Source organism: Arthrobacter sp. ZBG10 (assembly GCF_001238605.1).
Taxonomy (GTDB): Bacteria; Actinomycetota; Actinomycetes; order Actinomycetales; family Micrococcaceae; genus Arthrobacter.
The window spans coordinates 69,828-83,951 of the sequence record NZ_LFQH01000021.1; the positions used below are offsets into that span (position 1 = coordinate 69,828).

The 14,124-nt window shown below is 64.2% G+C and carries 8 protein-coding genes and 1 tRNA gene; 5 read left to right on the forward strand and 4 right to left on the reverse strand.

The genetic code is table 11. The features are described from left to right. Nucleotides 1-14: 14 nt before the first annotated feature. Complete coding sequence (locus ACU18_RS05510) at nucleotides 15-1,358, reverse strand: hypothetical protein (RefSeq protein ID WP_050684525.1); 1,344 nt, start codon at nucleotides 1,356-1,358, stop codon at nucleotides 15-17. After that, nucleotides 1,355-4,210 (reverse strand): hypothetical protein, encoded by a 2,856-nt coding sequence (locus tag ACU18_RS05515; protein WP_050684526.1) that lies wholly within the window; start codon nucleotides 4,208-4,210, stop codon nucleotides 1,355-1,357. Before ACU18_RS05515 ends, ACU18_RS05510 begins: the two co-directional genes overlap by 4 nt. A 247-nt stretch (nucleotides 4,211-4,457) precedes the next feature. On the opposite strand from ACU18_RS05515, the gene ACU18_RS05520 reads away from it, so the two are divergent. The 3 genes from ACU18_RS05520 (at nucleotide 4,458) to ACU18_RS19560 (ending at nucleotide 11,139) form a co-directional block, all read left to right on the forward strand. After that, on the forward strand, nucleotides 4,458-4,730 hold the full coding sequence (locus ACU18_RS05520) for a pyrophosphorylase (protein WP_231686007.1): 273 nt from the start codon (nucleotides 4,458-4,460) through the stop codon (nucleotides 4,728-4,730). 239 nt (nucleotides 4,731-4,969) lie between these two features. After that, the gene (locus tag ACU18_RS05525; protein ID WP_197273524.1) at nucleotides 4,970-10,720 is read left to right on the forward strand and encodes a DUF6531 domain-containing protein; all 5,751 of its coding nucleotides are present in this window, start codon (nucleotides 4,970-4,972) and stop codon (nucleotides 10,718-10,720) included. Further along, the gene (locus ACU18_RS19560) at nucleotides 10,714-11,139 is read left to right on the forward strand and encodes a hypothetical protein (RefSeq protein ID WP_157407575.1); all 426 of its coding nucleotides are present in this window, start codon (nucleotides 10,714-10,716) and stop codon (nucleotides 11,137-11,139) included. Before ACU18_RS05525 ends, ACU18_RS19560 begins: the two co-directional genes overlap by 7 nt. A gap of 810 nt (nucleotides 11,140-11,949) precedes the next feature. Here ACU18_RS19560 and ACU18_RS19565 read toward each other — a convergent pair. After that, a complete protein-coding gene (locus tag ACU18_RS19565; RefSeq protein WP_157407578.1) occupies nucleotides 11,950-12,201 on the reverse strand; it encodes a hypothetical protein in 252 nt (83 codons plus the stop codon). Between the two features lie 73 nt (nucleotides 12,202-12,274). Here ACU18_RS19565 and ACU18_RS19570 point away from each other — a divergent pair, with 73 nt between their 5' ends. Continuing rightward, nucleotides 12,275-12,922, forward strand: coding sequence for a hypothetical protein (locus ACU18_RS19570; protein ID WP_157370944.1), 648 nt, complete (start codon nucleotides 12,275-12,277; stop codon nucleotides 12,920-12,922). Between the two features lie 634 nt (nucleotides 12,923-13,556). Here ACU18_RS19570 and ACU18_RS05535 read toward each other — a convergent pair. Continuing rightward, nucleotides 13,557-13,646 (reverse strand) — tRNA-Ser (locus ACU18_RS05535). A gap of 255 nt (nucleotides 13,647-13,901) precedes the next feature. Here ACU18_RS05535 and ACU18_RS05540 point away from each other — a divergent pair. Next, nucleotides 13,902-14,124: hypothetical protein (locus ACU18_RS05540; protein ID WP_157407581.1), on the forward strand; the 223-nt coding region annotated here is incomplete at its 3' end.

Here is a 14,124-nt window from a genome sequence, read left to right on the forward strand (position 1 = left end):
TCAGGGCAGGTGGGTCAGGAACCCGCGGGGGCGGGTACCCAGACAACGCGCGGCGCTGCCTCGTCCGGTGGCCGGAGCCCCAGGTCCTGGGCGGAGGCGTAGGCGGGAACCGCCGGTGCCGTCAAGGCTGCGGGGCGGGAGAAGTCGAGGGCCGGGCCGGCCAGGCCCTCACCGGGTCCAAAGGACAGGGTGCCCAGGGCCGCCCCAACCTTGGCGGGCTCACTGCTTCCGGCCAGGGCCGCGGCCCGGACAAGGGCGACAATGGCGTCGTGGCTGCGGGCGTCTGCTGCCCACGCATCGGCGGAGAAGGGGGCATCTCCGGTCAAATTGGTGATGGTTGTGTTGCCGGCCGCCAGGCGGACGGCGGACAGGAACGCGGACATGCCGCGGCCCTGGGCGTCCTGTTGCAGGGCCGTGGCGTCGCCTGCAGCGGGGGTAACGGTGACGAGTTGGCCTGAGGCGGTGCCGTCCAGTTCCGCGAGGGTAGTGGCGAATGCGGGTGTGGCAGCGCCGGCGGGCAGGACCATCGGGACGGATACGTCGCGGGATTGCAGGGCCTGGACGAGGCGGGCCAGGCGCTGCGGGGCTGCCGCGGAGACCACCAGGGCGTCTGCCGGTTCGGCGACCCTGACCGGTTCGGTGCCTTCCGGGGCGTCTTCGGCCAGCGGCCGGAACTGGTCGCCGGTCTGGACGGCGGCTTCCTGGGCAAGCTCCGCGACGTCAGCAAAGTTTTCAAGGTTCAGTGCCTGCACGCTCCGGACCGATGCCGGGGCAGCCGCGCCGTCCGCGACGATCAGCACCCTGGTTTTTCCCGCCAGCGCGCTTTGCAGGGCAGTGTCCACGGCGGTTGCCGTGGGTCCGGTGGTCCAGGTGGTGGGCGCGGCGGCGGACGGTTCGGTGTAGGGCAGGATTGCCGGGAGGCCAAGCTCCGCAGCTTTCTGCGCCGCGGCCTGGGCCTGCGGCCCGGTGCTGGTGATCACGACGCCGGACACTCCCTGCCCGGACAGGGCCTGGACTGCGGCGCGGGCGCCGTCCTCCGTGCCCCTGTCATTCTCGGCCCGGAGGGCCACCGGAGTGCCGCCCTGCGCAAAACGCTGTGCAGCCACCACTGCACCCTGGGCTGCCCGGTTGTATTCCGACCCGGGCTCGCCGGACTGGCCCAGGGTGAGGATGACGCCCACAGAGGCGTCCTTGGGCAGTCCGTCGGCCTGTAACGCAACGGGAACCGTCGCAGCTACCGGGTCAGGCAGCGGGGTTTCCTTGGGTCGGGTCAGCACCAGGGACAGGACGACGGCGGCCACCACAACCACAGCGGCGCCGGCGGCAATCAGGGTAATGAGCCTGCTGCGCGAACTCATGCGGTGCCGCCGATCTTCAGGGTGTAGAGGGTTTGCGACGTGGCGCCGGCAGGAACTTCCAAGTGGAACGGCGGCAGTTCGTCCACCGCGGTGAGGGAGGCTTTGAACTGGGCCTGGCGCAGCAGGAGCCCTGCCACGTCCCGGGACCGGATGTTGGCGTAGCCTTCGGCGTTCTGGGAAGCCAACGCCAGCTGGTAGTCAGCGGTGTCCGCTTTGGCGGCGCTGGTGGCCATTGAGCCCAGGAGGCCCGAACCGTTCACCGACCTGTCGCCGAGGTCCAGCATGACCCTGTTGAGGCTGGAGGACAGCAATGCGCTGGCACCTTCAACGTCGCGGGTGGAACCGGACGTGCTGGTGGCGATGCGTTCCAGCGAAGCTTCGGTGCCTTTGGCCAGCGAAGCCGCAAGCGCTGACTCCTGTTCCTGCAGTTCCCCGCGCTGCTTGTCCACCGTGGCCCCGGCATCCTTGACCACTTCGTCAGAGGTGGTTTTCAGCCCGGCAATGGAGCGGTTGAAGGCCGTCACCACAGAGGTGGAGCCGGCGTCGCCGATTTCAGCGACCTGGCGGACCTGTTCGTCCACCAGCTTCTGAACCTGTGCGGTGGTGCTTTTGAAGGTGTCACCGAACGACTTGGTGATCTTGTCGCCAAGCCCGTCCTGCTGTTCCTTCAGTTTTCCCAGCGTTGTACCCACCTGCGCCGAGGAGCCGATCGCTTCGTCGAAGGCTTTGGCGAGGGACTCGAGGTCTTCCCTGGTTCCGTCGACGCCTCCCGTGGCGGCGCCGTCGAGCGCCTGCACAGCCATTTCGACGGCGTCCAGCCCGGCGTTGGTGCCGGCGGCTGCCTCCTCAATGGCGGCGAAAGCCTGGCCGATTTCTGCGTCCACAGACGAGGTGTCCGTAGCGGTCAGGACTTCGTCCCACGCATCGGACTGGTCTTCCAACCGCGCATCAAGCGGCGCCTCGAAGCCGTCCGGCAGCCCGATCTTCCCCGGTACGATTTTTTCGTCCTCGGTTTTACACGGAACATCCGTGAGGTAGGCGCGCAGGCGATCCACCTGTCCGGCGGCAAGCCGGCCGCCGCGGGGGAAGTTGCCGTCAGCCATCTCGCACAGTTGATCGGCAAGCTGCTGGACCTGGAGGCTCATGGAGCCCTCAAGCAACGTTCCGTCCGCGTATTCGCTGCGGGCGTCCGCGGCGGTTTCGCTGATGGCCACCAGCTTGTCGCGCAGGGCATTGACTTTGCCGCGGGCCGTTCCTGTTGCGTCCAGCGTGGCAGTCACGGACTTACGGGCGGCCTTCAGTTCGTTGTCCACGGTTTTGAGGGCCGCCTTGTAATCCTGCGGGGTGGTGGCCCCGGCCAGGACGGCGGTGACGTTGGCGCGGACTTCTTTGAGGGTGGCCGTGGACGCTGCCTGGTCCTTGATGGCGTTTTCCACCAGTTGCGGCTGCAGTCCGGCCACCAGCTCATCACCCTTGGCCACCAGGCCCAGGAGGGCGCCGGTTACGGTGATGGCGGAGCCCAGCAGCGAGCAGGTCATGGAACCCTGTTCGGCGCAGTCTTCGATGGTGGGGTTCTCCGGGCCCATCGTTGCCTTGATGGCCCCGGCCACCAGGTCCCGGCAGTCCGTGCTGACCTTGGCGTAGGCATCCAGCTGGGAGGCCATGGTCTGGATGCTGGAATAGACCGTGGCGGACGAGCCGGATTTGGCGACATCGGCGGTGCAGCCCTCGCCCGTGATGGGTGTTGTTGGCGGTACCGTCGTGGTGTCGCCCAGCATTGCGTCGACGGCGGCTACCGTCACCTTCAGTTGTGCCGAGGTGGTGGACTGCGTTGATTTGGTGGCGGACTCCAGGTCGGTGCCGAGCCGCTGCAGCTGTCCCTTGAGGTCCACCATGGTGTCGGCCAGGGCTTTGGAGTTGGTGCTCAGTTCGCCGGCGGTCTTGGCACCCAGGGTCTGGGAGGTCACCTGGAGGTTCCGGCGGACGTCGGTGATGGTGGAGCCGGCCTTGGTCAGGACCGTGTTGACGTCCGAGACCAGCGAGATGGTGCGGCGCTGCAGCTCAAGCTCGGAGCCGGTCCCGGAGGAGAAAGCGCCGGCAAGGACGCCGTCCGCGCTGAGGTCGGTGTTGAGGCCCGGCTGGACCGCAACATCGAAGGTGGGGACCTGGAAATCCCGGACATCAGCCACCAGGCGCAGTGTGGTGCTGGCGCCGGACCGCGGCGGTGCCAGTACGGTGGCCCACTGGACCACTGTGGCACCATCCCCGGTGCTGCTCAGAACGCCGTTGGTACCGGACGCCCCGTCCGCGGACCCTGCAGTGACGTCGTCGGCCCGCACTCCTGCGAGCTTCGTGGCGGCCGCGATGGTCAGCGGCGCCCCCACCAACGCGGTATCGGTGCGGGCCTGGCCCGCTGCGTCGTACTGGACCTGCCGGGGCTTGACCGTGAGGTTTTCCAACGTCAGGTTGATCTCCACGGGACCGGTGTGTCCCTGCAGCTCGGAAAGGTCGGAACCGGATTTCTCGCCGGCCCGGTACTGCAGGCTGACGCGGACCGGCAGTTCGCCCACCACGTCGGCAGCCTTGTACGTTGTGTCCGCCGCGGACGAGTCGCCGGCTGCGGACACCGAAATGGTGGTGCCCTCAATCGTTTGCACCCCTGCCGCCGCGGAAAGGCCCACGCGGACGCTTTGCAGGAGCTTGACCGGGTTGGCTACCGGTTCCGGTTCGGGCGGCGGTGTGCAGGACGCTGTGGCAATGAGCCCCAAGGTGACAAGCAGTGCCCCCAACGTCCGGCCCGGCGCCATGCGCCGTTCCCTGTTTCGCTGGTCAGTATTGGTCCATCTGGGCATGATTGTCCCCTCAATCGTTCACGGTGCCAACAAGAAGGATATACGGGGTTGCGCTTGCGAATGGACTAATCTGGGATCCGCCGGCTGCGTGCTCAGCCTACTGCCGTCATGACCTGCAACATTTGTTTGTTCTTTTGTTGGATTTATTGGCTTGAATTGGTAGCGTCATGCTGTCTGGTCGCTGGCCTTTTGTGGCTGGCGATGTCCTGGTTAAATTTTTTGGGGAGGAAAATTTCTTATGTCGCGTGTGTTGTCTACTGAGCAAGCGAAGGCTGCCATCGGGCAGGTCCAGTCGATCATCAATGGCGGTTTCACGGACCAGATTTCCGCGCTGGATGCGCAGGGCCGGGTTCTGTCCGACCCGAACATCTGGGACGGTCCGCTCGCCGCGCAATTCCGCGGGTCCACCTGGCCGGAGACGAAGGCCGCCCTGGATAAGGCCAAGGAAGAGCTGGAGCAGCTGCGGGGGCAGCTGGAGAAGATCTCCCAGGACATCTTCTCAGCCGGCGGCGGGGCTTAGCCTGCAAATTCGGGCGTGATGGCCGGGCCGGGGTTCCACTGAATGGGATCTCCGCCCGGCCGTTGCGCCGGTCCCGTGTGATTTTTGGTTTGCTGTAGTCCGGTCCTGGGTTGTCCTGGTCCGGTTTTTGGGTTTAGGGGACCGCTTTCGCTGCCTGGTGATTTGTCCCGGGCAGGTCAGCGTTTTCTGTCCTGTCAATGATTATTGTTTCTGTTCTGGCTCAGTGGGGGGCGTTGGTTGTGACCGAATTCGTTGAGGTGCCGCTGTTGCCGGCGTCGGATGCGTCCAACGGCGGGCGGTTCAGCTACGCCGTGGCCGAAGGTGTGCAGTCGGTTTTCGAATCTGCGGCGTCGCGGGTTGAGGGGCAGGCCGGATCGCGGGCCTCGTATGTATCCACGGCAAAAGCTGAGTTCAGGGGTCACTTCTCGGAGCTGTTCGCGGCAAACGCCACAACGGCGGCCGGGGACGCGGAAGCCTTGGCTGCGGCCATGCGGACCGTCGCCGGCTACGTGGGACAGATGATCGACGCCGCACGCGACGAAGACGACCGCCGGCGGCGGAACAATGAATGGGTCCGGGAACACAACGACCGTAACGGTTTTGAACAGGCCCGTGACTGGCTTTTTGGCGAGGAGGAACGGCCCAACGCCGACCCCGGCCCGGCGCCTACCTTCGGCTCAGCGTCCGCGAACCTGGGCTCCCGGGACAACCCGGCTCCCGGCGGCGGGTACGGCGGTGGCACCTCCTCGGCCAAGCCCGAGGACCTGCGCTCCTTCGCTGCCGGGTCCAGGGGCCTGGACGATTCGCTGGCAGCAGAGCCGGGCTCACTGGACGGGCAGATGTCTTCCTTCGCGTCCGCCTGCTATTGGGGCTCCATCGACGCCTCCGGCGTGATCAGCGCCTACCGCCGGTACCTGCAGGCCAATGAAAACGATGCCATCTGGGCCACCACGGTGGCGGATGCTTTTGCGGCCGCGGGCGGCGAGGGTGCCGTTTCCACCGTGTCGGATGCGGCAGTGAACGAGGCCCTGGCCGCTGCCGGGGTCAGCGCCACGCGTTCCTCGCTGGCGATCGACCCGCCCACAGCGGCCGGCGCCATGCCCACCAGCGGGTACGCCAACGATCCCGTGAACACCGCCACCGGCAACTTCATCGAGCCGGAGTCGGATCTGGCGTTTGCCGGTGCGTCGTCGAACCTGGCGCTGGCCAGGATGTACAACTCGCTTGGCTCCGGCCTGGAGCGGGACGGGGTGTTTGGCCCCGGGTGGGCCTCTGTCCTGGACCAGCACCTGGCGCTGTCCAATGAGGGTTGCCGTTGGGTGATGGCTGATGGCCGCGCCGTGGATTTCCCCCGCGAGGGCGCCGGGTGGAGCCGGGGTGTGGGGGAGAACTACTGGCTCACCACCGAGCCCGCCGCAGCTGCAGCCTTTGCGGAGTTGGGCTCCGTGCCTGCGGGCACCTCCGAACTTCTGGTGGTCCGCGATAACCAGGGCACCTGGTGGGCACACAGCCTTGCCGGCACATGGCTGGGCACTGGTTCCGGGCCGGGCCGGACTGTTTCGGTCCATCGGGAAGAACCGGCCGACGGCGCCGGCACCGGCCCGGTGACCAGGCTTGACCACGTGCGGGGCCGCTTCCTCGAAGTTGACTACGCGGCGGGACGCGCCGCCGTCGTGCGTGGTTCTGATGGCCGCCGGGTCGAATACGGATACGACGCCCATGGCCGTTTGGTCAGCGTGGGCACGGAGACCGGCACCAGGACGTACCGGTGGAACGAGGCCGGCCTGATCGATGCCGTCTATTCCGCCGCCGGTGTCCTGGAAGCGGAAAACACGTACGATGCCTCCGGCCGGGTGGTCCTGCAGGTCACCCAGCACGGGCGCCGCGTCCGGTTTGCGTACCTGCCGGGCCGGGTCACTGTGGTCTCGGATGAGGACGGTACCCGCTCCAACTCCTGGATTGCGGATGCGAAGGGCCGCCTGGTGGGGGTGCTGGATTCCCATGACCAGCGCCAGTCGATGGCGTACGACGCGCACGGAAACCTGGTGTCGTTCACCGAACGCGACGGCGCAGTGACGGTGCACGCGTATGACGACCGGGGCCGCAAGACCCGCACCGTCACGGCGGAAGGAGCGGACCTGACCTACGGCTGGGATGACCGGGACCGGATCTCCACGTTGGTGACTGCCTCGGGCGCTGTGGTGTCCTACGAGTACGCTGATGAGCTGTCCCGGGATCCTGCAGTGGTCCTGGATCCCTTGGGCGGCCGCACCGAACTGGAGTGGCAGGACGGGCAGCTGGCGCAGGTCACCGACCCGGTGGGGGTCCAGGTCGGGTTTGAGTACGACTCCTTCGGGGACTTGGTGGCCACCCGCAACGCGGCGGGCGATGTTGCCCGGATCGTCCGGGACCAGGCGGGGCGGCCGGTGAAGGCGGTAACCCCTTCGGGCGCCGAAACCCGTTTCAGCTACAACGATGCCGGCGTGCTGGTCCGTCGGGAGGACCCGGACGGGGCCGTGTGGGCCTTCGAGCATGATCCCGCCGGGCGTGTCACGGCGTCCGTGGCCCCGGATGGCGGCCGGACCGAACTGGAGTACGCCGCGAACGGTGAACTGATCCGCACCATAGACCCCCTGGGCCGGACTGTTGAGCGGGTTTTTGATGAACTGGGGAACGTTACCTCAGCGGTGTTGCCCGACGGCGCGGCCTGGGGCTTCACACACGATGCGCTTTCCCGGCTGACAGCCGTTACCGATCCGGCCGGACACGACTGGACCCGGGAATATGACAAGGTCGGCGCGCTGACCGCGGTGGTGGACCCGACAGGTGTCCGCACCGACGCGGCCACGGACCGCAGAGCGGGCACCGCGACCCTGACGGAGGCCTTTGGCGCCGCCACCATCCGCTTTGACGAGTTCGGCCGGCCCACCAAGTTGGAAGCCGCTGACGGTTCCGCGGAGCTGGTCACGTACGACGCCGCCGGCAACCCGGTGGAACTGGTGGACGGTAACGGCGGGCTGACGGTCCTGGGCCGGGACATCGCCGGCAAGGTCACCTCGGTCACCTCACCCGGTGGCGCCGTCACCCGGTACGAATACGATGGCTGCGGCCGTCCCTGGCGCACCACCGACCCGCTCGGCGCGGTCACAGAGCTGGCCTACGACGCGAACCAGCGGATCAGTTCCCGGACCCTGGCCACGGGCGAGGTGGAGAGTTTTGAGTACGACGCCGGCGGGCGGCTGATTGCGCGGCGCACCCCGGGCCAGGGGCTTTCCCGTTATGGCTACGACTCCTGCGGGCGGCTCACCTTCTCACAGGACACCTGGTACGGCACCCGCAGGTTCAAATACAACGTCGCCGGTGAGCTTACTGAGTCCGTAAACGGCGTGGGCGGGCGGACCCTGTTCGAGTACGACGTCCGCGGCAGGCTGGTCCGGATCACCGACCCGTTGGGTGGGGTGACCACCAGGACCTACACGGTCACGGACCTTGTCGATTCGGTAACGGACCCGCTGGGCCGCGTGGCCACGGCCACGTACGACCCTGCCGGCAGGCAGCTCTCGCAAACGGATGCGGAGGGCCACACCACCACGTGGACCTACGACGCCGCGGGCCGTGAAGCCAGCACCTCGGTGGACGGGAAGCTGATCTCCACCATCAGCCGCGACCTGTTGCGGCGCCGCGCTGTAATTACCGATTACACCGGACCGGACGGGCTCGCCGTCGAGCATGAGCTTGGCTTTGACCGGTGCGGGCGGCTGACCTCCCGGACCCGTGGTTCCCAGGGCCTGTCCTGGGAATACGATGCTGACGGGCACCGGACCAGCTTCACCGACGCCTACGGCACCACCACAACGTACGCCCGTGATGCTGCCGGGCAGATCACGGCTGTTGGTAATCCGTTGCTGGGGGAGGCGTCCTTCAGCTACGACGCTGCGGGCCGGATGACTTCCGCAACGGCAGGGGACCTGGTGCAGGAGTGGGCCTACCGCAACGGTGCGCTGTCCGAGCACATCAGGCGTGACCGGTCGGGTGACGGTGCCCCTGATGTGACGATGATCGGCCGCGATGGTGATGGCAGGATCACGGGACTGACGCGGTCCGGTGCGGTCACCCGGTACGGGTACGACGGCGCCGGGCAGATGGTCTCCGCCGCCACCAACCGTGCCGGAAAACCTGAGTCCCCCGCTGAGGTTTTGGCGTGGGAGTACGACGACGGTGGGCGGCTTCTGCGTGAAACGGTCCCGGGTGGATCCCGGATTTATGGTTATGACGCTGCTGGGCAGTTGCTGTCCGTGACGGAACCTGACGGGTCCCGGACCGAGTATGTCCATGATGGTTTGGGCCGGCGGACGCGTTTGATTGGTCCGGATGGTTCCTGGACCGAATACGCGTGGGGTCCCACCGGGCTGCTGAGTGGTTCTGTGGTTCGGGATCGTGACGGGGCTGAGGTGTCGCGGCACTCGTTGTGGGTTGACGCGCTGGGTGAGCTTGCCGCCGTCGACCGTTGTGAGTTGTGGTGGGATACGGCCAATCCGGTTCCTGCGCTGGCTGGGATTGGTGGCGGGCAGGTTCTTTCGCTGGCGGGCGGTGTGACGGGTGTGGGGGAGGCTTGGGCTGCTCCGGGCTGGCGGGCTGCACGGCCCACGGATCAGGCTGATCCGTGGGCTGTAGTGGGGGCTCCGGCCGTTCCGGATCCCATTCCTGGAAATGCCGCGGGCGGTCTTGCGGGTGTGCTGCCTGCCGGCGTCACGCTGACCGGCAGCGGCGGTGTGGATATTGCCGGGCTGGAGTGGCTTGGCGCCCGGGCCTATGATCCTGCGAGCCGTGGGTTCCTTTCGACGGATCCGTTGGCTCCGGTTCTTGGTGCCGGGTGGGATGGGAACCCATACGCGTATGCGGGCAACAACCCCCTGAACACGACGGACCCCACGGGGCTCAGGCCGTTGACGGACGATGAGCTGAATGCGTACGACAGTTCCACTCGTGGGGCGATGGCGGCTGCCGGGGACTTCATGGCCGATAACTGGGAGTATTTCGCCGGCGGTGCCATGGTGATTGCCGGTGGCGTGCTGATGGCCACTGGCGTGGGGGGACCTGTGGGCATGGCACTGATTGGGGCGGGCGCCGACACGATTATCCAGAAGGCGACCACGGGTTCCGTGAATTGGGGCCAGGTCGCTTTGACGGGTGCCGTTGGAATCGTTGCCGGTCCGTTGGCCGGCAAAGTCAGCAGTGCTGTGGCATCGGGTGTCGGCCGCGTGGGGACAGCTTTGAGTACCCGTGTGCTGCCGGCCCTGGGACGTGCGGGTTCAGCGGCGCTGGCTAATGCCGGCAGGGCCGGTTCTGCGGTCTCGGCCGTCGGTACGAGGGTTGGTTCGGCCATGGCGTCCGGTGCGAGCAGGGCAGGAACGGCTGTTGCCAGTGCGGGGACGAGGGTTGGAACTGCAGTGACATCAGGTATTTCCCGGGTCAGCTCAACCGCCGGAGGCTACGTGTCCCAACTGCCGGGTCAGCAGATGGTCCGGGCCGGAGTCACCAACGGCGTTTCGGGTGGTATGGGGAACACTGGAATGTATCTCTTGACAGAAGATGAAAGGTCGCTCCGAGGCGGCATGGGAGCTTTCGCGAACGGCTTCGTCAGTGGCGCCGTGAGTTCCCAAGCGGGATATCTGGCCGGGCCTATTACTCAGCGACTTGAGTCGCACCTGGTTCAATATGCGGTGGCTTCTGGTGGCTCCATTGCCGGGGGTGCCTTGGATAACGTTATAACGGGTGAGGACTACGGCCTTGCGGAGATGCTATTTGACGGTACCGCCGGCGCGGCCACATCCCACTTCCCAGGAGCTTCAGAAATGGCTCCCAATCCGAGTTGGATGACGCACAGTCTTTCTGCGTATGGGGGCGCCCACGTGGGAGCTATCGTTGAAAGCGTGAAGTTTGTCAGCGGCGAAGTGGTCAATCAAGGAACTGGAGCGAGCCCGTGGTGAGTGGAAATAAAGGTTCCGGTATTGCGGACGCTTTTGATGGAAGTAATTTCAGTGCGGACCAGCTCAAAGTCAGTAAGAAAGATGCCACCAATCTGAGTCTCATGTGCATTTGTGCCATTTTAGCGTGTCTTGGAATAGCTGTTTTTGTTTTTATGAATGTACCTTGGGAAACGCGTATGCCGTATGACGGAAAATACAATCGAAGCGGCAATGGTATCCCGATGCAAATTGCAATGGCTCCTGTTTTAGTACCAATTTTCGGTATATGGCGGGCGGTAAGCAGGCCGGATAAGAATCCGCGAACTAAAGCAGGCCGGATCCGGGGATACGTACTCGCAGTAGCTTTTCTTTTAATTTGTATTTTGGTTCAGTGGACTATGGCTAATGCGATTCTTGCGGCTGGTGGATACCAGAGTTAATGGTTTGCTCAGTCATTGATGACTGAGCTGGGACGGCACAATCGGTGAAATAAAAAGACAGTTTGAACCGTCAACCAGGGAGTCCCGCAAATCGCAGTTGGATGACTCACTCCTTCGCGGCATATGGTCCGGTGTGCTGGTGAGCTTGCAAACGAAACTGTTCGAGGCCTCCCCAATTGGCACAAGCGGAAGCCTCGATTAGTCGTGTCCCAATGATTGCTACTATTTGCAGGATTAATGACTTCTAAGACGAAATTTGATCCGGATGGGCCCGCCAGAAGGCCGACGTTGAAATGGTACTGGAGTCTGGCCGGCGGGCTGGTACTCCTAGCTGGTCTCTTTGTACTGCTTATGCCGTTCTGGGAGTCCGTTGGAATTAAGAGTGTTCGCTGTGAGGTTACTTCGGTCAAGCCCAACACAAATTCTGGTGGATCCAGAGGGTCCGCCTCAAGCGCGGGAATCCTGGTTGAAACGACGGACTGTGGAAAAATATCAGTGTTCAACGGAGTGACATTTAACAATAAAGATGCAATAGCGGCTTCATTCAAAGTCGGAAGTATGTACGAATTCGAAATCGGATGGTACTCGCGTGTGATTTTGCGGGACATTCAGCAAGCCATTCCTACTGCCCAGAAATATAGGTTGGTCGACTAGGTTCGTGCGCCTTCCCGTCTGTGTAGGAGCAGTCTCTATTGGCAATTGGGGAATTAGTCAGTCGGCTTGCGCAGCTCAATCCCAGCCACTGGAGCTTCCGGAATGTCATCAGGTCCGGCACGAATGACGCACAGTCGCGCAACGTATGGAGCACACTTAGGGGATGCCGTTCAAAGCATAAAAGTTCCATGCGAGAAACTTTTCGATCAGGAGATGGGGAGGCTGTGCAGTGAGCGACGGGGATACTTCTGAGACGCGGCGAAAATCGACCAAAATTTCTTCTGCTGAGGAATTAGCGATGGGTAGCTTGCTGACTAAGTGCTGCAAAACTTTGTGGATCATCGACGTTGTTTGACGCCGGGTCGGCAGGTAATCACTGCCTCTACCGTCAGGCGTTGGATCGACCAATGCCGAGATGCTTCGCCCGTGCCGGTGGGGTAGGGACCCCCGGACGGTTTGTAAATCGAATAGTGTAAAGACCATGCAACGTGTAAAAGAAACCCGCTCTACTTCCTTCCGCCGCACTTTTGCCGGCGGTGCACTCGCTTTGGCGGCACTGCTTACGTTTTCCGCGTGCGCGTCCCCCGCCAAGGAAACGCCGGCAGCCGAACCGGCCACGGCGCCTGCAGCCGCCCCCACGCCTGAACCGGTTTGGCCAAAGGGCGATAAGGAGGGGACACTGGCAAACCCATACAGTATCGGTGAAGAAATGACCGACGGCGACTGGTCCTTGGTCATCGACAGCGTCAATCTCGATGCGAACGCCGAGATCAAGGCCATGGACAGCATTGCCTCCAAGGTGGCGCCGGATCCGGGCAACACCTGGGTGACGTTCACGGCAACCTGGAAGTACAACGGTACAAAGCCCGAAAAGGGTGGAACACAGTTCTCCGTGGTGAACAAGAACTGGGACGGGACCTTCGGTACTGATGACGAATACGGGACCACTTTTAACAACGTATCCACCTTGCCCAAGGGCGAGTCGACTGCGCCTCCTGCCGAGAAGGGCTTCTCTGTAACCGACAAAGTGATCCTCCAAATGCCCGTCGAGCACGCGAACCCGTCGAGCATGATCGTGGCCAACTTCAACGCTGCCGATTACAACCAGTTCCTCGTCAAGCTCTCGTAAGTGCCGCTGACCGTCGTGGAGGAATCGTCCCGTGCCTGAACCTGCGGAAATCGTCGTTGCTGTACGTGCCACGGCTGTGATTGAGCCGTCAAGGTGGCTGCGGCGGCCGGTGCGGCTGATTCGCTACGATGCCGTCCGGACATCCGGACAAGTGGATTTCGACATGCGGCTTCCCAGATAATGTACCGGGGCCAACCGGCTGACTTCGCGACCGTTAGTGACGCAGTGCATGCGCACTGCCCGGAGGTAGGGCCCGGGTTTTGGATTGACCAGGCCGGGCGGGTCGTCGACGGACCCGCGCGCACAAATCCGGACCCGCCGAAGTCCAGGGGAGTGCCCCGTAAATATGGGGTTTCGACCCGGGTGGCGGATGCAAGAGCCATAAATGCCTGGCGGCGGGGCGGAGGTGCGGCCGGCCTCAGCCTTGGGCTAGTCCTGATCGCCGGGCCGATGGGTAGAGGTTTCGGCGGCTTCCTGGGGGCGCTCTGCGTGCTGATTGGCCTGGCGGCCCTTGCCGGCTTGGCTCGCAACAAACGCAAGTGACGGTACCTTAGCCCGGATTCCTTGCCTGACCCCCGCTATAGAGAAAGGCCCTGATTCCCACTGTTTGTAAAGGAATCAGGGCCTTGCTCACTGGCGGTGACGGTGGGATTTGAACCCACGTTGGCTTTTACACCAAACAACATTTCGAGTGTTGCACCTTCGGCCGCTCGGACACGTCACCAACCTGAATAGGGTACCGGAGTCAGGGGCGCAACCCCAAAACGGCTGCCCGAGAGCGGACGACGGCGGCTGCGGCTTCGGTGGCCGTCACCAGTGAGGGGCGCACTAGTAAGCAGTAGTTGCCATCCTTAAACACTCACCATGCGGACCAGCCTTGCTGGACTGGAACAGGCCCGATAATGCTCGATTTCTGATGGTTATGCACATAGCCCCCGTCCCGTCGGAAATTGTCGTACCCCCTGCATATGCTGGTTTTATGGACGGCAAGGAAGCTCCAGAGAGGGACGGGACGGGCCCGGTTCCGGCTGCCGTTTCCGGGGCTGTTGCGGGGCCAGTGGGTGTGGTGGTTGGCTCGCTCGCGGACGCCATGACGAAACTGAACGCCTTGGTCCAGGTCGCGGATGTTGCGTTGGAGGATGACTGGTCCGGGGAGGACCTGCTGGAGCGGGCCAAGGAAAACCGGTTACAGCGCCTGGGCG

Excerpts from the sequence above, each read along its gene's own strand:
- ACU18_RS05510 (WP_050684525.1), bottom strand. The coding sequence starts at position 1,358 with ATGAGTTCGCGCAGCAGGCTCATTACCCTGATTGCCGCCGGCGCCGCT.
- ACU18_RS05515 (WP_050684526.1), bottom strand. The coding sequence starts at position 4,210 with ATGCCCAGATGGACCAATACTGACCAGCGAAACAGGGAACGGCGCATG.
- ACU18_RS19570 (WP_157370944.1), top strand. The coding sequence starts at position 12,275 with ATGCAACGTGTAAAAGAAACCCGCTCTACTTCCTTCCGCCGCACTTTT.